Annotated in this window: 19 protein-coding genes and 1 tRNA gene; 7 read left to right on the top strand and 13 right to left on the bottom strand. The window is 69.8% G+C overall.

The features are described from left to right. Nucleotides 1-19: 19 nt before the first annotated feature. From ACT3UL_RS15990 to ACT3UL_RS15975, 4 genes are all read right to left on the bottom strand, one after another. Nucleotides 20-628 carry a 50S ribosomal protein L25/general stress protein Ctc gene (locus tag ACT3UL_RS15990; RefSeq protein WP_444579364.1) on the bottom strand — a complete coding sequence of 203 codons (609 nt, stop codon included), beginning with the start codon at nt 626-628 and terminating at the stop codon, nt 20-22. A gap of 298 nt (nt 629-926) precedes the next feature. Further along, entirely contained in the window at nt 927-1,907 is a 981-nt protein-coding gene (locus tag ACT3UL_RS15985; RefSeq protein WP_193118129.1) for a ribose-phosphate diphosphokinase, read from the bottom strand. Continuing rightward, nucleotides 1,904-3,403 carry a bifunctional UDP-N-acetylglucosamine diphosphorylase/glucosamine-1-phosphate N-acetyltransferase GlmU gene (glmU, locus tag ACT3UL_RS15980; RefSeq protein WP_444579362.1) on the bottom strand — a complete coding sequence of 500 codons (1,500 nt, stop codon included), beginning with the start codon at nt 3,401-3,403 and terminating at the stop codon, nt 1,904-1,906. Before glmU ends, ACT3UL_RS15985 begins: the two co-directional genes overlap by 4 nt. Before the next feature lie 62 nt (nt 3,404-3,465). Beyond that, nucleotides 3,466-3,537 (bottom strand) — tRNA-Gln (locus ACT3UL_RS15975). A 295-nt stretch (nt 3,538-3,832) separates the two neighbouring features. Here ACT3UL_RS15975 and ACT3UL_RS15970 point away from each other — a divergent pair. From ACT3UL_RS15970 to ACT3UL_RS15960, 3 genes are all read left to right on the top strand, one after another. Beyond that, a complete protein-coding gene (locus ACT3UL_RS15970; protein ID WP_444579361.1) occupies nt 3,833-4,480 on the top strand; it encodes a TetR/AcrR family transcriptional regulator in 648 nt (215 codons plus the stop codon). Nucleotides 4,481-4,759: 279 nt separating this feature from the next. Then, nucleotides 4,760-5,296, top strand: a complete 537-nt coding sequence (locus tag ACT3UL_RS15965) for a MarR family winged helix-turn-helix transcriptional regulator (RefSeq protein WP_444579360.1) — start codon at nt 4,760-4,762, stop codon at nt 5,294-5,296. A 97-nt stretch (nt 5,297-5,393) separates the two neighbouring features. After that, nucleotides 5,394-7,262, top strand: a complete 1,869-nt coding sequence (locus tag ACT3UL_RS15960; RefSeq protein WP_444579358.1) for an ABC-F family ATP-binding cassette domain-containing protein — start codon at nt 5,394-5,396, stop codon at nt 7,260-7,262. A 42-nt stretch (nt 7,263-7,304) separates the two neighbouring features. Here the strand turns inward: ACT3UL_RS15960 and ACT3UL_RS15955 are convergent, their stop codons facing one another. The 4 genes from ACT3UL_RS15955 to ACT3UL_RS15940 all read right to left on the bottom strand — a co-directional run bounded on the left by ACT3UL_RS15955 (nt 7,305) and on the right by ACT3UL_RS15940 (nt 12,682). Continuing rightward, nucleotides 7,305-8,966 (bottom strand): DUF222 domain-containing protein, encoded by a 1,662-nt coding sequence (locus ACT3UL_RS15955; protein ID WP_444579356.1) that lies wholly within the window; start codon nt 8,964-8,966, stop codon nt 7,305-7,307. Between the two features lie 715 nt (nt 8,967-9,681). After that, nucleotides 9,682-10,608 (bottom strand): 4-(cytidine 5'-diphospho)-2-C-methyl-D-erythritol kinase, encoded by a 927-nt coding sequence (locus ACT3UL_RS15950; protein WP_444579355.1) that lies wholly within the window; start codon nt 10,606-10,608, stop codon nt 9,682-9,684. After that, nucleotides 10,608-11,630 carry a 16S rRNA (adenine(1518)-N(6)/adenine(1519)-N(6))-dimethyltransferase RsmA gene (rsmA, locus tag ACT3UL_RS15945; RefSeq protein ID WP_444579353.1) on the bottom strand — a complete coding sequence of 341 codons (1,023 nt, stop codon included), beginning with the start codon at nt 11,628-11,630 and terminating at the stop codon, nt 10,608-10,610. Before rsmA ends, ACT3UL_RS15950 begins: the two co-directional genes overlap by 1 nt. Beyond that, the gene (locus ACT3UL_RS15940; RefSeq protein WP_444579351.1) at nt 11,627-12,682 is read right to left on the bottom strand and encodes a TatD family hydrolase; all 1,056 of its coding nucleotides are present in this window, start codon (nt 12,680-12,682) and stop codon (nt 11,627-11,629) included. The genes rsmA and ACT3UL_RS15940 overlap by 4 nt, the downstream gene beginning before the upstream one ends. A 304-nt stretch (nt 12,683-12,986) precedes the next feature. Between ACT3UL_RS15940 and rpmF the strand changes: the two genes are divergently transcribed. Next, nucleotides 12,987-13,157 (top strand): 50S ribosomal protein L32, encoded by a 171-nt coding sequence (gene rpmF / locus ACT3UL_RS15935; RefSeq protein WP_193118138.1) that lies wholly within the window; start codon nt 12,987-12,989, stop codon nt 13,155-13,157. Nucleotides 13,158-13,262: 105 nt separating this feature from the next. Here the strand turns inward: rpmF and rsmI are convergent, their stop codons facing one another. Continuing rightward, nucleotides 13,263-14,105 (bottom strand): 16S rRNA (cytidine(1402)-2'-O)-methyltransferase, encoded by an 843-nt coding sequence (gene rsmI / locus ACT3UL_RS15930; RefSeq protein WP_444579349.1) that lies wholly within the window; start codon nt 14,103-14,105, stop codon nt 13,263-13,265. 78 nt (nt 14,106-14,183) lie between these two features. On the opposite strand from rsmI, the gene ACT3UL_RS15925 reads away from it, so the two are divergent. Continuing rightward, a complete protein-coding gene (locus tag ACT3UL_RS15925) occupies nt 14,184-15,785 on the top strand; it encodes a dolichyl-phosphate-mannose--protein mannosyltransferase (protein ID WP_444579348.1) in 1,602 nt (533 codons plus the stop codon). 51 nt (nt 15,786-15,836) lie between these two features. Further along, complete coding sequence (gene malQ, locus ACT3UL_RS15920) at nt 15,837-17,960, top strand: 4-alpha-glucanotransferase (protein ID WP_444579347.1); 2,124 nt, start codon at nt 15,837-15,839, stop codon at nt 17,958-17,960. Here malQ and ACT3UL_RS15915 read toward each other — a convergent pair. From ACT3UL_RS15915 to ACT3UL_RS15905, 3 genes are all read right to left on the bottom strand, one after another. Then, entirely contained in the window at nt 17,947-18,462 is a 516-nt protein-coding gene (locus ACT3UL_RS15915; protein ID WP_444579387.1) for an S-ribosylhomocysteine lyase, read from the bottom strand. The two genes, malQ and ACT3UL_RS15915, sit on opposite strands and share 14 nt — an antisense overlap. 107 nt (nt 18,463-18,569) lie before the next feature. Then, entirely contained in the window at nt 18,570-19,115 is a 546-nt protein-coding gene (locus ACT3UL_RS15910) for a LysR substrate-binding domain-containing protein (RefSeq protein WP_444579346.1), read from the bottom strand. A 54-nt stretch (nt 19,116-19,169) separates the two neighbouring features. Beyond that, nucleotides 19,170-19,895 carry an alpha/beta fold hydrolase gene (locus tag ACT3UL_RS15905; protein WP_444579345.1) on the bottom strand — a complete coding sequence of 242 codons (726 nt, stop codon included), beginning with the start codon at nt 19,893-19,895 and terminating at the stop codon, nt 19,170-19,172. 262 nt (nt 19,896-20,157) lie between these two features. Here ACT3UL_RS15905 and ACT3UL_RS15900 point away from each other — a divergent pair, with 262 nt between their 5' ends. Beyond that, complete coding sequence (locus tag ACT3UL_RS15900) at nt 20,158-20,496, top strand: hypothetical protein (RefSeq protein WP_444579344.1); 339 nt, start codon at nt 20,158-20,160, stop codon at nt 20,494-20,496. Here ACT3UL_RS15900 and ACT3UL_RS15895 read toward each other — a convergent pair. Then, a complete protein-coding gene (locus ACT3UL_RS15895) occupies nt 20,450-21,085 on the bottom strand; it encodes a GNAT family N-acetyltransferase (RefSeq protein WP_444579342.1) in 636 nt (211 codons plus the stop codon). The genes ACT3UL_RS15900 and ACT3UL_RS15895 overlap by 47 nt on opposite strands. Between the last annotated feature and the right edge of the window lie 52 nt (nt 21,086-21,137).

Here is a 21,137-nt window from a genome sequence, read left to right as displayed (position 1 = left end):
CGACATCCGCTCGGGAGGGTCACTCCTCGTCGGCAGAGCCCTCTTCGGCCTCGGCGGTCTCGGTGGACTCCTCATCCTCGGACTCCTCCTGCACGCGGGGCAGCGCCACGCTGGCGACGAGGATCTCGGCGTCGGTGACCAGCTCGGTGCCCTGGGGCAGGGTCACGTCGCCGGCGAAGACCTGGAAGCCGTCCTCGGAACCCTCGACGTCGACGTCGACCTGCTCGGGGACGTTCAGCGCGTCGACCAGGAGGGTGAGGTGCTGCAGGTCGACGAAGGCGTCGGCCGGCGCGACGGGCTCGCCGTGGAGGATCACGGGGATCTCGACCTCGACCTTCTCGCCCTTGCGGACCGTGATCAGGTCGAGGTGGTTCAGGGAGCGCTTCAGCGGGTGGCGCTGGATCTCCTTGATGAGGGCGAGGTGCTGGGTGCCGTCGGCGAGCTTCAGCTCGAGCAGGGCGTTGGGGTTACGGGCGATCAGCGCGGTCTCGTGGCCCGGGAGGGACAGGTGCAGCGGGGCCTCGCCGTGGCCGTACAGGACGGCGGGAATACGGCCGTCGACGCGCAGGCGGCGGGCAGCGCCCTTGCCGAAGTCCTCGCGCAGTTCGACATTCAGGTTCTCAGCCATGGTGGTGCTCCTCGTGGATGCGGTTGCTCGACGATGAGCGACGCCACGGGGCACAGGAGCAACTCCTGGTCTCCGCACCGCGTCGATCACGGAGGGGCTCATGCCCGCTCCCTCGCCGAAGTGACCCGGTGAGATTAGCACGCGGGAGCCCGGAGTCCTTCGCCGACGTGACGGCCATCGCCGTCGGCGAGGACGGCACCGCGAAGGGTCCGCATCCGGCAGAGCGCACGGCACCGCGAAGGGTCCGCATCCGGCGGGATGCGGGCCCTTCGTCACCGGCCGAGGGCAGGAGTGCTGCTCAGACCTCGCCGTCGAACAGGCTCGTGACCGAACCATCGTCGAACACCGCACGGATCGCGCGCGCCAGCAGCGGTGCGATCGAGAGCTGGGTGAGCCGGTCGAACTGCTTCTCCGGGGGTACGGGCAGCGTGTTGGTGCACACGATCTCCCGCACCGAGCTGTTCTTCAGCCGCTCGGTGGCCGGGTCGGACAGGATCGCGTGGGTGGTGGCGATGACGACGGACTTCGCGCCGCTGGCGATGAGCGCGTCGGACGCCTGCACGATGGTGCCGGCCGTGTCGATCATGTCGTCGACCAGGACGCAGGTCTTGCCGGTGACGTCACCGATCACGCGCTTGGCCACCGCCTGGTTGGGCCGGTTGATGTCACGCGACTTGTGCACGAACGCGAGGTTCACGCCGCCCAGTCTCTTCGCCCACTGCTCCGCGACGCGGATCCGGCCCGCGTCGGGCGAGACCACGGCGATGTCCTCGTTGCCGTACTTCTCCTGGATGTAGGTCGCGAGGATCGGCAGGGCCATGAGGTGGTCCAGCGGACGGTTGAAGTAGCCCTGGACCTGTGGTGCGTGGAGATCCACGGAGATCATGCGGTCCACCCCGGCGGTCTCGTAGAGATCCGCCATCAGGCGCGCCGAGATCGGCTCGCGACCGCGATGCTTCTTGTCCTGCCGGGCGTAGGGGAAGCTCGGGGCGATCGCCGTGATCCGCTTGGCCGACGCGCGCTTGAGGGCGTCGATCATGATCAGGTGCTCCATCACCCACGTGTTGATGGGAGCGGGGTGGGACTGCAGGACGAAGACATCCGTGCCGCGCACCGACTCCCCGTAGCGCACATAGATCTCGCCGTTGGCGAAGTCCCAGGCGTCCATCGGCAGGATCTCGACGCCGAGCTCATCGGCGACCTCCTGCGCGAGGACCGGGTGGGCCCTGCCGGAGGCGAGGACCAGTCGCTTCTCCCCCGTGGTGACGATTCCGCTCATCGCTGCTCGTGCTCCTTGTGCTCATCGGCAACTTCTGTGGCAGGCGCATCGGCAACGGACCTGTCCTCGGCGTCGAGGGCGGCACGTGCCGCCGCCTCGGCCGCGGTCCCCGCACGGCGTCGCAGGGTCCATCCTTCCATGTTCCGCTGCGAGACCGCGTTCACGGCCAGCGCGCCCGGGGGCACGTCCTTGCGCACGGTGGTCCCGGCTCCGGTGGCGGCCCCGTCGCCGATGGTGATGGGCGCCACGAGCACGTTGTCCGAACCGACCCGCACGTGCGTGCCGACCGTCGTGCGGTGCTTGTCCACGCCGTCGTAGTTGGCGAAGATCGTGCCGGCCCCGATGTTGGTGCCCTCCCCGATCTCCGCGTCGCCGACATAGCTGAGGTGCGGCACCTTCGCGCTGAGGCCGATCTTCGCGTTCTTGGTCTCGACGAACCCGCCGATCTTGCCCTTCTCCCCGAGGTCCGTCCCGGCCCGCAGGTAGGAGAACGGGCCGACGGTGGCGTGCGCGCCGATCACCGCGAGAACGGCATGGGAGCGGACCACGTCCGCGCCCTCACCGACCTCGGTGTCGCGCAGCGTGGTGTCCGGGCCGATCGTGGCGTCCGCGCCGATGTCGGTGGCCCCGTGGAGCTGCACGCCGGGGAGGATCACGGCGTCCTGGGCGATCGAGACGTCGGAGTCGATCCACGTCGTGGCGGGATCGATGATCGTGACGCCCGAGCGCATGTGGCGCTCGAGTGTGCGGCGGTTCATCTCCGCGCCGAGCTGGGCCAGCTGGACACGATCGTTGACCCCTTCGACCATCATCACGTCGGCGGTGACGACCGCGCGGACCGAGCGGCCGTCGGCCCGGGCGACGGAGAGGACGTCGGTGAGGTACATCTCGCCCTGCGCGTTGTCGGTGCCGATCCGCCCGAGAGCATCCCGCAGCACCGAGAGGTCGAAGGCGTAGATGCCCGAGTTGATCTCATCGACCGCGAGCTGCTCGTCGGTGGCGTCCTTGTGCTCGACGATGCCCAGCACCTCGGACCCGTCCTCGCTGCGCAGGATGCGGCCGTACCCGGTCGGGTCCGGAACTCGTGCGGTGAGGACGGTGACGGCGGCGCCGGCGTCCTCGTGCGCGGTGACCAGCTCGCGCAGGGTGGCCGGCTCCAGCAGCGGCACGTCCCCGTAGGTCACCAGGACCGTGCCCTCGGTCGCGGAGACCTGGTCGAGGCCGCACTGCACGGCGCGACCGGTGCCCGGCACGTCGTCCTGGTCGGCGACGGAGACCTCAGCGGCGTGCTCAGCGAGATGTGCGGCGACACGATCGCGCTCGTGGCGCAGGACCACCACGAGCTCGGAGGGACCGGTGCCCTCTGCGGCGGTGACCGCATGCACGAGAAGCGATCGACCCCCGATCTCATGGAGGACCTTCGGTGTGCGGGACTTCATGCGCGTCCCGGCACCTGCTGCCAGGACGATGACAGCGGCGGGGGCAGGGGATTCCACGTCGGCAGCTCCTCGGAATCGACGGGTGATGTGCAGCGGCACCGCCGCGGAGGCAGTGGGCGTTCCGCCATCAGGACTCGAACCTGAAACTTCAGAACCAAAATCTGAGGTGTTGCCGATTACACCATGGCGGAGCGCGCCGGAGGCTGCCCCCGAGAGATCCGTTCAGGCCGTCGAGGGCCGCGCGGACGCGAAGGCGTGCCCGTGGGCGCGGACCGATCCTATCGTCAGGACCAGGGGTTCCGGGCCGCGATCAGCGGCGTCCCGAAGTGCTCCTGCCCACGCCGGTGATCGCGCCCGAACCGGTGTCCGACTGCGGGCACCAGCCCGGAGTGTCGCTCACCTCCCGGCCGAGCACACCGAGCCCCGGCCCTGTCCGGACGCGACCGCCGCCGAGTCCGACGTCGGTGCCTGTGGGAGACTTCCGACATGGCGGAGAACGGAGCCCCTCGCGGCCGGTCCACCCGGATGACGGGACGAGAACGGCGCGAACAGCTCGTGACGGTGGGGCGTTCGGTCTTCGCCGAGAAGGGCTTCGACATGTCGAGCGTCGAGGAGATCGCGGCCCGAGCCTCCGTCTCCAAGCCGATCGTGTACGAACATTTCGGGGGCAAGGAAGGCCTCTACGCGGTGGTCGTGGATCGCGAGGTCAGCACCCTTCTGGCGGACCTCGAGAGATCTCTGCGCGAGCAGCGGCTCCATCCCCGCCTGCTCATGGAGCGCGCGGCGTTGGCGTTCCTGTCCTACATCGACGAGAACGAGGACGGATTCCGGATCCTGGTCCGGGACTCCCCGGTGAGCCAGGCAGGCGGCACCTTCTCCTCCCTCCTCACCGACGTCGCCCAGCGGGTCGAGGAGATCCTCGCCGCCCAGCTGAAACTGCACTCCTATCCCGAGCGCGACGCCACGATGTACGCGCAGATGCTGGTCGGGATGGTCGCCTACACCGGTCAGTGGTGGCTGGAGACCCGCACCCCCAGCAAGGAGATCGTGGCCTCGCGGATGGTGAACCTGTCCTGGTACGGGCTCGTGGACCTGCAGAAGTCGCCGACGCTGCACGAGGGCTCGCGGGACTGACCCGCGGCTCGGCGGCGCGTGAGCCCGTCGTCCGACGCGCCAGCCCGTCGGCGGGTGTGCGGGCGCGTCAGCCGGTGCACGAGCCCTTCAGCCGGTGCACGGGCCCTTCAGTCGGTGCGCGGGCCCTTCAGTCGGTGCGCGGGCCCGTCGGCCGCCGCTGGTCCCGCCGACGCACGCGGCCCACAGCGCATCACGGCCACACCGGGATCCGCCGTGGAACGCACCACCCGGAACCGGCCGGACCTGCCGGTCGCAGGTCCCCCGCCCTAGACTCGGAGCATGCCCATGACTGCTGATGACGCCGCCGCGCCGCGCCTCGACGAGGTCGATCGGATCATCGAGGGCTGGGAGCGTGCACGCGAGGACCTCGATATCGAGCCGCTCGCCGTCTTCTCCCGCATCTCCCGGCTGTCGCGCTACCTCGAGACCGCGCGCCGCGACTCGTTCACCGCGGCGGGCCTCGAAGGCTGGGAGTTCGACATGCTCTCTGCTCTGCGGCGCAGCGGGGACGACGCCCTCTCCCCCGGCGCTCTCATGCGGCAGACCCTCGTCACCAGCGGCACCATGACCACCCGCATCGACAAGCTCGTCACGCGGGGTCTGATCACCAAGAGCCGGAGCCCGCGCGATGGCCGCGCCGTCGAGGTGCGTCTGCAACCTGACGGGGTGTCCCGGGTGGACGCTGCCATGGAGAGTCTGCTCGCGGCGGAACGGGACCTGCTGCGCCCGCTCACCGCTGAGGGCAGCTCCGCCCTGGCGGATGCGCTGCGCTCGCTCCTGCTCACGTTCGAGGTGGACGATCCGCTGGATCGATGATCCGCAGAACCGGCGTCCGCACGGCATGCAGATGTCCTGGACGACGCCGGTGACTCGTCCGTCCCCCAGCACCCAGCTTCTCGAAGGATGACTCCGTATGGCCCATATGCTCGGCACCCAATCCCTTCATGTCTCGCTGCCGGACCGTGTCCTGCTCGACGACATCACGCTCGGCATCGATGAGGGCGACCGCATCGGCGTCGTGGGCCGCAACGGCGACGGCAAGTCCACCCTCCTGCGCCTCCTCGCCCGCTTCCAGGAGCCGGACTCGGGCCGGGTGACAGTGCGCGGAGGCGTCCGGGTGGGCGTGCTCAGCCAGCAGGACGAGGCGACCGCGAACACCACCGTGCGCCACCGTGTGGTCGGCGACCGCCCCGAGTACGAATGGGCCTCGGACTCCCGGATCCGCGACGTCCTCGCCGGTCTGCTCGACGAGATCGACCTCGAGGCGGAGCTCGCGGATCTCTCCGGCGGGCAGCTGCGGCGCGTGCACCTCGCAGAGCTGCTGGTCGGCGACTGGGATGTGCTGCTGCTGGACGAGCCCACCAACCATCTCGATGTCGAGGGCATCTCCTGGCTCGCCGAGCATCTGCGCCGGCGCTGGAACCACAGGGACGGCGGCCTGGTGGTCATCACTCACGACCGCTGGTTCCTCGACGCCGTCTGCACCCGGATGTGGGAGGTCCACGACGGGGTGGTCGATCCCTTCGAGGGCGGGTACGCCGCCTACATCCTCCAGCGCGTCGAACGCGACCGCCAGGCAGCTGCGATCGAGAACAAGCGCCAGAACCTCATGCGCAAGGAGCTCGCCTGGCTGCGCCGCGGAGCGCCCGCGCGCACCTCGAAGCCGAAGTTCCGCATCGATGCCGCCACCGAGCTCATCGCGGACGAGCCCCCTGTGCGCGACGCCGTGGAGCTCACGCAGCTGGCCACCTCGCGCCTGGGTCGAGATGTGCTGGACGTGCTCGATGTGGATGCCGGGTACGGCGACGTGCGCGTGCTGCATGACGTCACGCTGCACATCGGCCCGGCCGACCGCATCGGGATCCTCGGCCCGAACGGTGCCGGGAAGTCCACGCTCCTCGCCCTGATCACCGGGGACCTCGAGCCGCAGGCTGGGCGCGTCAAGCGCGGTAAGACGGTCACCGTGCGTCAGGTGACGCAGCGGGTCGAGGGGCTCAAGGACCATCTGCAGTCGCGGGTCAGCGATGTCGTGGGCCGCTATCGCAGCTCGTTCCGGGCGGGGAAGGACGAGGTCAGCCCGGGGCAGCTCCTGGAGCGGCTCGGGTTCACCACCGCTCATCAGAAGGTGCTGGTCGGCGCTCTGTCCGGCGGTCAGCAGCGCCGCCTGGACCTCCTGCTGACCCTGCTGGAGGAACCCAATGTGCTGGTTCTCGATGAGCCGACCAACGACATGGACACCGACATGCTCGCGGCGATGGAGGATCTCCTGGACACGTGGCCCGGCCCGCTGATCGTCGTGTCCCATGACCGGTATCTGCTCGAGCGCGTCACGGACACGCAGTACGCGGTGCTGAACGGGACCGTGCGTCATGTCCCGGGCGGCGTCCAGCAGTATCTCGAGCTGCGTGCGGCAGCAGATGCGAAGGGAACTGCGCAGACGACTGGAGGCCGCAGGGCCACGACCGGCGCTGCCGGTGCAGGAAGCGATACCACCGGCTCGGGGACCAGCACCGGCACCGGTGACGCTGCTCGTTCCACGGCGGGAGCTGCAGCGGCACCAGGTGGCGCGGTGGCGCATGCTGCTCGCAAGGAGCTGAGTGCCACCGAGCGCCGCATGGAGAAGCTGATGGGGCAGACCAAGAAGCTGCACGAGAAGCTCGCCGCCCATGACCAGTCCGACTACCAGGGACTGCAGTCGATCACCGAGGAGGTGCGCTCCATCGAGTCCGAGGTGGAGGGCCTGGAGGAGCGGTGGCTGGAGCTGTCCGAGCAGATCGACTGACCGGTCCGGCCGGGAGCCGGCCGTAGTTGCAGGAGGCGGAGATCACTCCCCCTCTTCTCTGGCCTCATCCCGCGCCTCGCGCCTCGTGCTCGGGAGCGTCGCGTCGAAGACGTAGTCGCTGTGGGAGCAGAGCAGCCGCTTCCCGGGGTGATCCGGTCGACTCCTCGTCAGGATTCCAGTGGGGATGAGACGGCAGATCGCCCGGTGGATGATCGCATGGGAGTCGGGCGGCGTCGGCCCGCCTTCGCGGGTCGGCTCCAGCTCACCGAGGGTGTACGTGACCCATACCTTCTGCTTTTCTGGTGGATCTGCTGCGGGCGGCATCGCCGCGGACTCCCTGGGGGCGACCTGTTCCGGGTCTCCGAGCACCGAGGCGGCCCGCTCCGTCGCCGACAGCCGTCGATGCCTTCGACGCCGGGCAGTTCCGACGGGGTCGAAGTTGATGCCGCTGCGTCGTGCCTTCTGTCCGTATCGGGTGGTCCACTCCACGGTGCGGCGATGGCCGGTGTCATCGTGGATGACCTCCGCGCGCACCCCTTCCTCCTCCTTCTGGGTGTCGATGCCGCACAGCCCGTTGCCGTTGTCCACGGACGTGGCCCCGCCGGCCGCGTAGGGCGTGATGTGGTCGTTCTGGCGGATCGGTGCATCGCAGTAGGGCGCGCGGCAGGTGATGTGGCTCCAGCGCAGGAATCGTGCGAGTGCAGGAGGGAATGCCCGCGATCTGGCCTCGGCGGCGACGAGCTGGCCATCCTCCGGGTCCGTGTAGAGATTGCGCAGCGCGAGACGCAGTTCCGGATCGTCCCCGGCCGATGCCATGGCGCGGCGCATCTCGTCGCGGATGTGTTCGTACGGGACCGTCCCCAGACCTTCGACGACGGCGGGGTCTGCGTGGCCCGGGACGAACAGCGACCGGTCGGTGATGATCACGCCGATCTCCATGGTCGCAGGCTCCATCCCCTCGCTGCGGCCGAGGAGCGTATCGGCGAACATGTCCGCCATGATCTGCTGATGGCCTCGACGGTCACCGTGGGCCCGCGCCCTTTCCGCCTCGAGGGCGAGGCTCTTGCGGATCCGGGCGCCATCGAGCGCGGTGAGCCTCGCGGTCACCACGCTCATCCCGTTCTCCGCTCGGCGCACAGAGACGTTGCGGCTCTGCACGGCATGTGTGTGCCGGGCTGCGGCACCTTCGGGGTCGAGCGCGTGCATCACCTTCTCCGCTTCGTCGCCCCATTGCTGCACCCCGCAGCCCTCGAGATACGGAAGGTGCTCGGTGAGCACCTGGTCGACCTGGGAGCGCAGCTCGGGAGCAGCTGGGCCGACGACGCGACCGACGCGATGGGCAGCCTCTGGTGAGAGCCGACCGTGCGCCAGGGCGCGGAGCATCCCGGGCATCGACTGCACCAGCCGACGGGAACTCGACATGGTCTGGCCTGCCACGGCGGGTGCGGCATGGAGGGCGAACGCAGCTTCGGCCCGGGCTGTCTTCACCGCCATGCGCGGCGCCATCTCCTGGGCCAGGCACTCGTCCTTGACCGCACCTTCGAGACGGACGAGCGCACGCGCCTGCACGGCGGCGATCGCCGTGGACACCTCGCGCAGTGCGGCGAGCAGCGAGAGCGTAGCTTGCGCCGAGAGGCGCTCGATCGACTGCGATCCATCGCCCCCTGCATGGACCAATGCCGACAGCACAGCGGGCAGATCCACCTCTCCGAGGCGGAGCTCACCCTCGGGAGCCAGAATTGGATCCGCAGCTGATTCCGGGTCCGAATTCGGCGCCGCGGACGCAGACGCAGACGCAGACGCAGACGCAGACGCAGACGCAGACGCAGAGTACTCGGACTCGCCCTTGACCCCATACTGCGCATTTTCCGCGTCTTCGAATTCCCGATCCATGCATCAAGGATTGCACAATTATTTTAGTTACCAAAGGGTCAGAATGCCGCCATCTGAAAATGTGGATAACTCGTCCGTGTGGAGGAAACTTCTACCAGTGCGTCACGTCGCCCGTCGCACGCCACAGCCCCACCAGCAACCGACGACGTGCCGCCAACGCCCCCATAGGCAGTGTCCACAGGCATAGTGCTACCGCAGCGCGCTCTCACCGCACAGTCGCAACCCAGCCCAGCCCAGCCGCGACACTCTTCGTGACATCACGACCACCTGCAACCCGAGGAATTCAGCGCATTCTCTAGCGCAAATCAATCCGCCACGCAAGGTGCATCATAAAAATGTGGATAAGCGACCGATCGGGAGGAAGGAAATCCCCACAGATCGCAATACTGGGACCTCACATCATGGGACGTCGTGGTGGACGCACCACCCAACGCCCGCCATCGTCGTGGACGCACCATCCAGCGCCCGCCGACGTGGCGGTCGCGCCATTCAACCCCGGACAACCCCGAGCTCGCTCACAGAAGCGTCAGCTGGCGTCGAGAACGCTCGCGCCGGCAGCAGATCCTCGCGCCACCAGATAGGAGTCCACGAGCCGTGCCGCACGCAGCTCCGCACCGATCTCGCGAGCATGCTCCGTGTCCTCGACGAGGATCGCGACCGTCGGCCCGGAGCCCGAGACCATCGCTCCGAAGGCGCCGGCCCGCTGCGCATGCTCCACGACGGGCTCCAGCCCGTCGTGGAGGGCGAAGGCAGCTGACTGCAGATCATTGTGGAGCGTGCGTCCCAGCAATGGCGCATCACCCGAGCTCAGGGCCTGGAACTGCAGCTCCTCGATCTCCGGATGCTCCGGGAGGACCCGCCCCACCGACCGCGCGATCTCATCGTGGCGACGATAGACGGCCGGGGTGGACAGGTGCCCGCCCGGGAACGCCAGCAGCCAGGTCCATTCACCGTGGGTGAGCGCCGTGGTCAGGTCCGCGCCGGTCCCGCGCCCCAGGGCGGTGTGCCCGAGCATCGCGAAGGGCACATCGGCCCCGAGCCGGGAACCGAGCTCCCGCAGCTGCTCGGTCGCGAGATCCAGCCCCCAGAGCCGATCGAGGGCGACGAGCACGGCAGCGGCGTCCGCCGAGCCCCCGCCCATACCGCCGGCGACCGGGACCTGCTTGTGGACATGCAGCGCGGCGCCAGCCGTGACCCCGAGCTCCGAGCGCAGAAGCTCGGCGGCGCGCAGGGCGAGGTTCGAGCCGTCCAGCGGGACCTCGCCCGGGACGTCGGAGTCGACCGAGAGGGTGAGCTCCTCCTGCCGGGTCACCGTGACGGTCTCGTAGACGTCGACGGCCTGGAAGACCGTCGCGAGGCTGTGGTATCCGCGATCGTCGACTGCGCCGACGGCGAGCGACAGGTTGATCTTGCCGGGTGCGCGCACCACCACCCGGTTCAAGGCGTTCGCCATCACACGATCCCCCCGCTCGCCCGGGTGATCGACCGGAACTGCTCGATCTCCAGGGTCTCGCCGCGCGCACCGGGATCGATTCCCGCCGCTCGCAGGATCTCCTCGGATCTCGTCGGACTGCCGGCCCAGGGCGCGAGCGCGGCGCGCAGGGTCTTGCGACGCTGGGCGAAGGCGGCATCGATGACCGCGAACACCTCGGCGCGCTCCTCCGAGGTACCGAGAGGCTCGTCGTACCGGGTCAGCTCCACGAGGGCGGAGTCGACGTTGGGCACGGGCCAGAAGACCTGACGGGAGATGCGGCCGGCATGCTCAGCGCGGCCGTACCAGGCGGCCTTCACGCTCGGGCCGCCGTAGGTCCGGCTCCCCGGGCCCGCCGTCAGCCTGTCGACGACTTCCGACTGCACCATCACCAGCGAGGTGCGGATCTCCGGGAACCGCTCGAGGATCGTCAACAGGATCGGCGTGGCCACATTGTACGGGAGGTTCGCGACCAGGGCGGTCGGCTGCCCGACGCGCGGCAGGTTCGGGAGCTCGGTGACCTGCAGGGCGTCGGCGTGCACCAGGCGGTACCGCTCCTCGTCGACCCCGAGGGCATGCAGGGTCAGCGGCAGCAGCTCCGCCAGACCGCGGTCGAGCTCGATCGCGGCGACGTCGGCTCCGGCCTCGAGCAGACCGAGGGTCAGAGATCCCAGACCCGGGCCGACCTCGAGCACGGCCCGGCCCGGAGCGATACCGGCCCGGCCGACGATCGTGCGGACCGTGTTGGGGTCCATGACGAAGTTCTGGCCCCGCTGCTTCGAGGGCCGGATGCCGGCCGCCTCTGCGAGTTCGCGGATATCGCGGGCGCTCAGCAGGAGTCCTGGGGCCGACGGGCCCTGCGAGCCGCCGACGGCCCGCGCGGAGCTTTCGGGCGGCGCAGCGCTTTCGGGCTGCACGGCCCCCTCGGACTGCACGGCGCTCTCGGGCGGCGCAGCGCTTTCGGGTTGCGTGGCGTCTGCAGGCTGGGGCGGGTGGGCGCTCATGCCGCCACCCCGTCCGGCCAGCCGTAGACCTGCTGGGTCGTGGCGCGGACGGCTCGGCACGCCTGCTCGAGATCGGAGCCGGCGACCTCCGCCATCGTGGCCATCGTCAGCGGGATCAGGTACGAGGAGTTCGGTCGGCCGCGGTATGGGACCGGGGTCAGGAACGGCGCATCGGTCTCGACCATCACCTGCCCGAACCCGACCTCGGCCACTGCGCTCCGGAGGTCGTCGGCGTTCTTGAAGGTCACGTTCCCGGCGAAGGAGAGGAAGTACCCGCGATCCACGCAGGCGCGAGCGAACTCCGCGTCCCCCGAGAAGCAGTGGAAGACGGTCCGCTCCGGGGCTCCATCCCGGTCGAGCACCTCCAGGACGTCCTGATGGGCGTCCCGGTCGTGGATCTGCATCGGCAGGTCGAGCTCCTTGGCCAGGGCGATGTGGGCACGGAAGGACTCGATCTGCGCGGCCCGCGCGACGTCGTCCTTCCTCGAGGTGCGGAACCAGTCCAGTCCCGTCTCCCCCACGACGACCATGCCGGGACCGCGAAGAAGGGTGGAGACCTCGCCGATCGCCTCGTCGAGCCCGATGAGCGGATTGCCGTCGTGGTCGGTTCCCCGGGCGTGCAGCGCAGCCTCGTTGGGATGGATCGCGACACCGCCCCGCAGGGAAGGGGGGCACGCCTCGGACGCGAGGAGCGCTGCGGTCCACCGCACGGCCTCGAGGTCCGAGCCGATCGTGATCTGGGCGTCGACGCCGACCTCAGCAGCTCGTTCGACGTGATCCGCGACGGCGAGCTCCCTGTCGCCGTCGGCGAAGTCCAGATGGCAATGGTTGTCGATCACCGGGAACGGCAGCGGTTCCGGCGCCGGCGGCCAGGAGCGGTCGCGGGATCGGCCTCGGGGGTCGATGTCCTCGCGGCTGCGCACCGCCGAGGGTGTGGTCGATGAGGAGGACTGCGCAGGCCCGGCCGGCGCAGCGGACTCAGAGGACTGGTCGGACTGGGCGGCGAGGGACCGAGCGCCCGTTCCGGGCTCTGTCTCGTACGGTGACGGCATGCGACCATGGTAGGAGCGTCAGCCGTCCGGTCCTGCCATCGGGTGACCGCTGCGACGTCGACGTCACGTCCTGTGGTCGGGGTCTGCAGGTCCACGAGCGGCTACCGAGCCGCCGGCGCGGTGTGCGGTGGGATACGTCACGAGCCCTGAGCAGGCGAAGCCGACCTCGATGTGACAAGATGGGTCGTCGTTGCGCGTCCTAACGTGCACCCGAGCGCCCCGACTCAGCTGGACCGGGTTCGGGTCGCTGCTCGGGACGGATGCCAACGCCAGTTCATCTCCGGACCGTCCTAGGAGCGTCCTCATGGCAGTGCCCAAGTTCAAGATGTCCCGCGCTCGTACGCACTCGCGTCGTTCGCAGTGGAAGGCCAACAACCCTGACCTCGTGCAGGTGACGGTGCGTGGCCGTACCGCAGCTGTCCCGCGTCGTCTGGCCAAGGCCTACCAGCGCGGTCTCCTCCAGATCGAGGACTGATCCCGCGCAGGTCCACTCGACCTGCACCTGATCATCGAACGAAGCCCCCGGCCCTGTGCCGGGGGCTTCGTCGTGTCGTCGCCCGTCCGGCTCAACCCTTTCTGCTCAGCCCTTCCTGCTCAGCGCCAGATCGTAGAGCTCGCTCGAGGTCACCCCGTCCTGCCCCTTCGCCAGCGCCTTCGCGGCGTCCTTGAGACGCTCCCCGTCGGCGGCCCGGGCGAGGACCTCATCGACGAGATCCTCGGCGCTCAGGGCGACCGGCTCCGCCCCGGCCACGACGATCACGATCTCGCCGAGCACCTCCGTCGACTCCGCCCACTGCGTGAGCTCGCCGAGGGTCCCCCGCACGATCTCCTCGTAGGTCTTGGTCAGCTCGCGCGCGACGGCAGCGGTCCGCTGCTCGCCGAAGGACTCGGCCATCGAGGCGAGGGTCGCGGCCGTGCGCCGCGGGGACTCGAAGAACACCATCGTGCGCTGCTCGGCGACGAGCGGGCCGAAGGCCGCCGCCCGTCGGCCGTCCCGCCTCGGTGGGAAGCCCTCGAAGGTGAAGCGGTCCGGCGCGATCCCTGAGGCGGCCAGCGCCGTGAGCACGGCCGATGGGCCGGGGATCACCGTGACGGTGAACCCGGCCTCGGTCGCGGCGCGCACCGCCCGGAAGCCCGGATCCGAGACGACCGGCATCCCGGCGTCGGTGACGATCAGGACCCGCTCCCCCGTGGCGAGCGCCTCGAGCAGCACCCCGGTGCGTTCTGCTTCGTTGTGCTCGTGGTACGAGAGGATCCGTCCGGTGGTCTCCACCTCGAGGGCGCTCACGAGCCGCGCGAGGCGTCGGGTGTCCTCGGCGGCGATGAGATCGGCCTGCTCGAGCGACCGCATCAGACGCACCGAGGCGTCCAACGGATTGCCGATCGGCGTGGCGGCGAGGGTGAGGACTCCGGGTTCGAGCATCCCGCCATGCTAGCGAGCCGCACGCCCGACGCGGACAGCCCTCCAGGATCTCCGCAGGTGATGTCCTAGCATGTGCGAGTGCACACGGAGGAGGTCGCGACCCATCGCGCAGATGCCGAGGACGAGCCCGAGGCCGTGCTCGCGTCCTTGCGGCGCCGGCTGAAGACCTTCGACCTCCCGGTCTCCCGCCTCGCCTGGGCAGGGGCGATGGCCCTGTTCGGATTGGCACTCGTGCTGCGGCTGTGGGGCCTGGGCACCGTCGGCGAGCTGATCTTCGACGAGACCTACTACGTCAAGGACGGCTACGCCCTCACCCAGGAGGGTGTGGAGATGTCCTGGCCGGAGGATCACGACCCGGTCTTCGAATCCGGGGACGTCCACACCTACGAGGACACCGGCTCCTATGTGGTCCATCCCCCGCTCGGGAAGTGGTTGATCGGCGCCGGGATGATGGTGCTGGGCCCCGACTCGCCCTGGGGCTGGCGTCTCTCGACGGCCGTGTTCGGCTCCGTCGCCGTCCTGATGCTCACGCTCATCGGCAGACGCCTGTTCCGCTCCACGACCGTCGGCCTCATCGCCGGCCTGCTGCTGGCGATCGACGGCCTCCACATCGTGCACTCGCGCACGAGCCTGCTGGATCCGTTCCTCATGGTCTTCGTGCTCGCCGCGTTCGGGGCCCTGCTCATCGATCGTGACCGTTTCCGCGAGCACCTGGCGGTCCGGGCCGCGCAGCTCCAGCTCGATGCCGAGCTGCCTCCGACCCTCGGGATCTCCGGCGGGCTGCGACCGTGGCGTCTGCTCGCCGGGGTGCTGCTGGGCATGGCCTGCGCGGTGAAGTGGTCCGGGCTCTATGCGCTGGCGGTCTTCGGGATCATGACCGTGCTGTGGGACTGGTGGGCACGGCGCACGGCCGCCCAGAAGAACTGGCTGCTGGGCGGATTCGTGAAGGACGCGATCCCGGCCTTCTTCGCGACCGTCGGGACCGCGCTGGTCGTGTACGTCGCGTCCTGGGCGGGCTGGTTCGCCTCCTCCGTGGGGTACAACCGGCACCTCGCCGCGGAGGAGGGCTCAGCCACCGGTAACGGGATCGTGGACTCGCTGTGGTCCCTGTGGCTCTACCACCGCCAGGCGTACGAGTTCCATATCGGCCTGGACACCGAGCATCCGTATCAGGCGAACCCCCTGGGCTGGCCCCTGATGCTGCGGCCCACGAACTTCTACTACCGCTCCTACGAGTACGGGGAGAACGGCTGCGAGGTCGCCAAGTGCGCCTCGCACATCCTCTCCGTCGGCAATCCGGTGATCTGGTGGCTGGGCACCCTCGCCGTGCTGATCACCCTGGTGATCGCGATCGTGCGCTTCGACGGGCGGGCCTGGGCGGCGCTGGCCGGCATCGCCGCCGGCTACCTTCCCTGGCTGCTGTACATGGACCGCACCATCTTCACGTTCTACGCGGTCGTGTTCGAGCCCTGGCTGATCCTGTGCCTCGCGTACGTGCTGGGGCTGCTCATCGGCCCTGCGGACGCGGACAAGGAGAGACGCCTGGCCGGAGGACTCTTCGCCGGATCCCTGCTCGTGCTCATCGTCCTGGTCTCCGCCTTCTTCTGGCCCATCTGGACCGGCGAGGTCATCGACCTCGAGCAGTGGCGCTACCGGATGTGGCTGCCCTCCTGGACCTGATCCCGGAGGCGCCGGACGCTCCTGCCGTGTGATCGCCGCTACGATTGCGCCATGTCCCCGGAACCCACAGCGCTGCGTGATCTTGCCCGCGATCTCGGTGTCAGCACCGAGTACTGGGGCTGGGACGGGACGCTCAAGGATGTCGACGAGAACACCCTGCGCTCCGTGCTCGCCGCCCTCGGCGCACGGGCGGACACCCCGGAGGACATCGACCGAATCCGCCGCGAGCACGAGCACGCCCCGTGGGCCCGCACCCTGCCCCCGGTGACGGTGCTGCGCACCGACCACGGCACGACAGTGCCGGTGCATGTCGATCACGGCAGCCCGGTCACCGTCCACCTGCTCCTGGAGGACGGCGGCCGCCGTGATCTCGAGCAGGTCGACGATCTCACCCCGCCCGTCGACCTCGACGGCACCCTGCGCGGCCGGGCCCGGTTCAGGATCCCCGCGGGTCTCCCGCTGGGCTGGCACCAGCTCGTCGCCGAGACGCTCGTGGGGACCGCTACGGCAGACGTCGTCGTCACCCCGGCGCGCCTGACGGTCCATGAGGGGTTCGCCGCCCGACGGGCCTACGGGATCCAGGCACAGCTGTACTCGGTGCGCTCCTCCCGGTCCTGGGGCATCGGGGACCTCGCCGACATGCGCGATCTCGCCGCGATCTCCGGCGCCTGCCACGGGGCGGACTTCCTCCTGATCAATCCGCTGCACGCCTCCTATCCGACGCCACCGGTCGAGCCGTCCCCGTACCTCCCGGTGACCCGGCGCTTCACCAGCGCGCTGTACCTCCGGATCGAGGACGTCCCGGAATGGCGGGATCTGCCGGAGCACGCCCGGCAGCGCGTCGCACTGTCCCGGCGCAGGGTCGAGGGCTGGAACACCCGGGTGGACCGCCTGGAGCGGGATGACGTGCTCGCGGCGAAGCTGGAGGCCCTCGAGGAGCTGTTCGCCATGCCGCTGACCGCAGGTCGCCGTGCTCTGCTCGCGGCCTATCGCCGCCGCGAGGGTCAGGGCCTCGAGGACTTCGCGCTGTGGTCCGCGATCGCGGAGAACGCACGGTCCGCCGGCGAGGAGCAGAGCCTGGCAGATCTCGACGACGAGACCGTCGAGCGGGCACGCACCGAGCTCGCGCAGCGGGTCGACTTCCACGTGTGGACGCAGTGGCTGCTCGACGAGCAGCTCAGCGCCGCGCAGACGGCCGCCCGGGACGCCGGGATGCGCATCGGCATCATGCACGACCTCGCCGTCGGCGTCGAGGAGATCGGCGCCGATTCCTGGAGGCTGCGCAGGGTCCTCGCCCGCGGCGCCACCGTGGGCGCTCCCGCCGACCAGTACAACCAGCAGGGCCAGAACTGGCACCAGCCCCCGTGGCATCCCGAGCGACTGCGGGAGGCCTCCTATCGTCCGTGGCGGGACATGCTGCGCACCCTCATGCGCCATGCGGGTGCCCTGCGGATCGACCACGTGCTGGGGCTGTTCCGGCTGTGGTGGATCCCCGAGGGCCATGAGGCGTCCGACGGCGCCTATGTCTCCTACGACCACGAGGCGATGATCGGCATCCTCGCTCTGGAGGCGGAGCGCTCCGGCACGGTCGTGGTCGGCGAGGATCTCGGCACGTTCGAGCCGTGGGTCCGGGACTATCTGGTCGACCGCGGGATCCTGGGGACGTCGATCCTCTGGTTCGAGAACGATGCCGAACGGCGGCCGCTTCCGGCCGCGGACTATCGCACGCTGTGCATGTCCTCGGTGAACACCCATGATCTGCCGCCCACGGCCGGCTATCTCGCCGGGGACCATGTCTCTCTGCGTCATGAGCTCGGGCTGCTCGAGCGCCCCCTGGAGGAGGAGCTGGAGGCCGACGCCGCGGGCCGCGAGCAGGTGCTCGACCTGCTGCGCAGCGACGGTCTGCTCGCTCCCGACCCCGGGATCGAGGACACGGTCATCGCCCTGCACCGGCATCTGGCGCGCACCCCGTCGATGCTGCTGGGCGTCTCGCTCGTGGACTGCGTGGGCGAGCGCCGGATCCAGAACCAGCCGGGCACCGACGAGGAGTACCCGAACTGGCGGATCCCGCTGGCCGATGCGGAGCTGCGCCCCGTCTCGATCGACGACATCGCGACCGATGAGCGCACCGCGCGCCTGCTGGCGGCGGTGCGCGAGGGCCTCAGCTCGCGCTGACCTGCTCCCAGGAGCCGCGCTCGGCGAGGAACGTCCGGGCCGCCGCCTGGGCGCCCTCGAGCGTGTGGTGGGCGCCCCAGCCGCACTGGATCTCGTTGGCGGCGGGGACCTCGTCGGCCGCGATCAGGTCGCGCAGGGTCGCCTCCAGGACGGGGGCGAAGCTCTCGGCGGTGTGATCACCGATCAGCAGCACGTAGAAGCCGGTGCGGCAGCCCATCGGCGAGACGTCCAGGACGACGTCGCTGTGATTGCGCATGTGCTCGGCCATCATGTGCTCGAGGGAGTGGACGGTCTCGGACTCCAGATGCTCGACGTTGGGCTGGGTGAAGCGCACGTCGAACTTCGTGAGCACGTCGCCGCCGGGCAGCTCCTTGCGATCGGCGATCCGGAGGTACGGGGCGGCGACGGTCCGGTGGTCGAGGTTGAAGCTCTCGACGTTCATGTGCGGCGGCTGGTTCTGGCCGGCGGCGCTCTGATCGGGGGTGCGGTTCTGCTCGGTCATGCTGTTCTGCTCGGTCGTGCTGCTCTGCTCGGTCATGGATGCTCTCCTCGGTATCGGGTGTCTGTCTCAGCTCGGGGGTGTGGGATCCCGCCCCGAGTGCCGGCCTGTCAGCGGCTGGAGCGGGACGTGCGACCGCGGACCACGCCGACGAACTCCTGACGCACCTCGTCATCGCTCGCGCGGGGCCAGGCCAGCGCGATGCGGGTGGGCTCGGCGTCCACCAACGGCCGATGCACGGCGTCCTTGCGGTGGTGGAGGCGGGCCAGCGACAGCGACATGCGGGTGTAGCCCACACCGGCCGCGACGACGGCGACGCGGTCCGCGGCATCGTCGAGATGCTCGGCGGGGATCTCCGTCTCCTCCGCGAGATCGCTCTCGGTGACCTCGTCCAGAAGGCTCAGCACGTTCTCGGTGCCCGTCACGATCGCACCGCGCTCCTCCCACAGACTCACGACGTGGAGGTCGTCGGTGGGGATCGGCAGGCGCACGAAGCACATGTCGACGTCGCCGCGCTGAAGGGCGAGGTGCTGCTGCGAGAGCGGGATCGGGATGAGCTCGAGCCAGGCGTCCCGTCGGCCGGACTTCCAACGACGCAGGAAGCGATCAGGTTCGACACCGGGGACGAATCCGACGCGCAGGGTGCGGTTCTCCATGGGATCAGCCTACGGCGCGGGAGGCACCGAACACACCGGCCACACCGGGCGAGCTCAGGGAGACAGCGGCTGCGGAATCCGCTCGCCGGTCGCCACGCGCCGCAGCACCTTCGCGAAGCGCTTGGGTCGGGAGAGGTTGGCGATGTGCCCGGCATCGTCGAGGATCACCAGCTCCCCATCGCGGGCGGCCTCCAGGAAGAGTGCCTCGTGACGGCGGAACGGGTCGTGCTCGCCGTTGAGGAAGGTCAGCGGCACGTCGATCGTCGCGACGTCGGCGAGGAGGTCGAGCGAGCTGATGGTGCGCACCACCGTGCGCACGACGCCGTGGGCGCGCCCGCCTCCGTAGTAGCGCCGGGCGGCCTTGCGGGAGTGACGCCGGGCGAAGGCCCGCTCCACCCGGGCATCGGAGTCACCGGGGAGCCAGTCCTTCATCGAGATCCACAGGCCGTAGAGCCTCGCCGTCGCGGGGCCCGGCACGATCGTGCAGTCCGCCGCGACGACTGCCTCCAGACGGTCCGGGTTGCGGGAGGCCCAGTGGAGGGTCAGGTACCCGCCGAGCGACAGACCGACCAGCACCGGGGGTTCGTCGCACGCAGCGACGGCTTCCTCGATCGTGGCCAGAGCACCCTCGAGCGTGAACGGTTCTGCGCGTCGCATGCCATGACCGGGGAGGTCGGGAGCGATCACCTGGAACCCGCGCCGACGCAGGCGGCGGGTCTGGCCCGTCCACATGGTGCGCGAGGAGCGCACGGCATGGATCAGCACGATGCTGCCGGTCATCGAGTCCCTCTCCCCTGCGTCGTCCGACGTGCCGCTCTCCGCGTCGACCGTCGACCCGACTGGACCCTATCGCCTGCGTCGGGACGACGGTGCGCCGCAGGGTGACGATGGGTCGCACGACGAAGGCAGGCGGCACCACTAGGGCGGGACGGACGACGAGGACAGGTCGCACGACGAGGGCGGGTTGCACGACGAGGGCGGGTTGCAGGACGAGGACTGGACAGTGCGGGCACGGCGCCCGGGGACCACTAGCCTGAGCAGCATGCCGAGCTATCGCATGCACCTGCCCATCGGGGAGCTCCTCCCGGGCTGCTCCCCGCACGACGTGATCGAGCAGGCCGCCCTGGCCCTCGGCACGCTGCACGTGGTCGAGAAGAAGGATGTCGAGGCGCCGCTGATCGCCGGCCGACGGGTGGGACGCGCGGTCCTGCGGTTCGCGGTCGACGCGACGACGCCCGCCGACGAGGATGCCGCCGCTCGGCACGCGCTCGCGGTCGTCATCGACCATCTCGAAGGAAGCGTCGGCTGCATCTCGCCGGCCGCGGCCGTGCTCCTCACACGGGGGACGAGTGGCCGATTCCGGCCGATCCCTCCGGGCTGACCGCAGCCGACGGCTGGTCCTGCAGCTCCAGCTGGAGCAGAGCGAGATCCAGGCGGCGGCCGAACTTCGTGCCGACCCGCGGCAGGGTCCCACGGTGCTCGAACCCGAGCTTCTCGTGGAGTCTCACCGAGCCGGCGTTCCCGGCCTCGATCGCGGCGATCATGGCCTGGACGTCCTGTTCCCGGGCACGGGCGATGAGCGCCTCCAGAAGCGATCTGCCGATGCCCCTGCCCTGCTGGTCGTCGCGCACGTAGACGGAGTCCTCCACGGTGCCCCGGAAGCCGTCATGGGGCCGGAACGCCCCGTAGGTCGCATAGCCGAGCACCGCGTCGGGGGGATCGCTCCGGTCAGCGTCCTCGACCGCGTTTTCCACGGCGTCCTCGACGGCGTCCTCGACGGCGTCCTCGACGGCGTCCTCGACGCATACCAGCACGGGGAACCCCTCCTGATGTCGCCGGGCGAGCCAGGTCGCGCGGTCCTCTCGGTCCACGGGATGGTCGTTCCAGATCGCCGTGGTGCGCCGGACCGCGTCGTTGTAGATCGTGGTGATGCCCTCCAGGTGCGCGACGGTCGCATCGCGGATCTCCATGGCAGCTCCTCTGCACCGTTGCGTTCCTGACCGGGGGCACGGCGACACCTGT

It is taken from the genome of Brachybacterium sp. 107 (genome assembly GCF_052379725.1).
Taxonomy (GTDB): Bacteria; Actinomycetota; Actinomycetes; order Actinomycetales; family Dermabacteraceae; genus Brachybacterium.
This window is presented reverse-complemented; position numbering and strand designations above follow the sequence as displayed.

Excerpts from the sequence above, each read along its gene's own strand:
- ACT3UL_RS15990 (WP_444579364.1), bottom strand. The coding sequence starts at position 628 with ATGGCTGAGAACCTGAATGTCGAACTGCGCGAGGACTTCGGCAAGGGC.
- ACT3UL_RS15985 (WP_193118129.1), bottom strand. The coding sequence starts at position 1,907 with ATGAGCGGAATCGTCACCACGGGGGAGAAGCGACTGGTCCTCGCCTCC.
- ACT3UL_RS15970 (WP_444579361.1), top strand. The coding sequence starts at position 3,833 with ATGGCGGAGAACGGAGCCCCTCGCGGCCGGTCCACCCGGATGACGGGA.
- ACT3UL_RS15965 (WP_444579360.1), top strand. The coding sequence starts at position 4,760 with ATGCCCATGACTGCTGATGACGCCGCCGCGCCGCGCCTCGACGAGGTC.
- ACT3UL_RS15960 (WP_444579358.1), top strand. The coding sequence starts at position 5,394 with ATGGCCCATATGCTCGGCACCCAATCCCTTCATGTCTCGCTGCCGGAC.
- ACT3UL_RS15950 (WP_444579355.1), bottom strand. The coding sequence starts at position 10,608 with ATGGCGAACGCCTTGAACCGGGTGGTGGTGCGCGCACCCGGCAAGATC.
- rsmA (WP_444579353.1), bottom strand. The coding sequence starts at position 11,630 with ATGAGCGCCCACCCGCCCCAGCCTGCAGACGCCACGCAACCCGAAAGC.
- ACT3UL_RS15940 (WP_444579351.1), bottom strand. The coding sequence starts at position 12,682 with ATGCCGTCACCGTACGAGACAGAGCCCGGAACGGGCGCTCGGTCCCTC.
- rpmF (WP_193118138.1), top strand. The coding sequence starts at position 12,987 with ATGGCAGTGCCCAAGTTCAAGATGTCCCGCGCTCGTACGCACTCGCGT.
- rsmI (WP_444579349.1), bottom strand. The coding sequence starts at position 14,105 with ATGCTCGAACCCGGAGTCCTCACCCTCGCCGCCACGCCGATCGGCAAT.
- malQ (WP_444579347.1), top strand. The coding sequence starts at position 15,837 with ATGTCCCCGGAACCCACAGCGCTGCGTGATCTTGCCCGCGATCTCGGT.
- ACT3UL_RS15915 (WP_444579387.1), bottom strand. The coding sequence starts at position 18,462 with ATGACCGAGCAGAACCGCACCCCCGATCAGAGCGCCGCCGGCCAGAAC.
- ACT3UL_RS15910 (WP_444579346.1), bottom strand. The coding sequence starts at position 19,115 with ATGGAGAACCGCACCCTGCGCGTCGGATTCGTCCCCGGTGTCGAACCT.
- ACT3UL_RS15905 (WP_444579345.1), bottom strand. The coding sequence starts at position 19,895 with ATGACCGGCAGCATCGTGCTGATCCATGCCGTGCGCTCCTCGCGCACC.
- ACT3UL_RS15900 (WP_444579344.1), top strand. The coding sequence starts at position 20,158 with ATGCCGAGCTATCGCATGCACCTGCCCATCGGGGAGCTCCTCCCGGGC.
- ACT3UL_RS15895 (WP_444579342.1), bottom strand. The coding sequence starts at position 21,085 with ATGGAGATCCGCGATGCGACCGTCGCGCACCTGGAGGGCATCACCACG.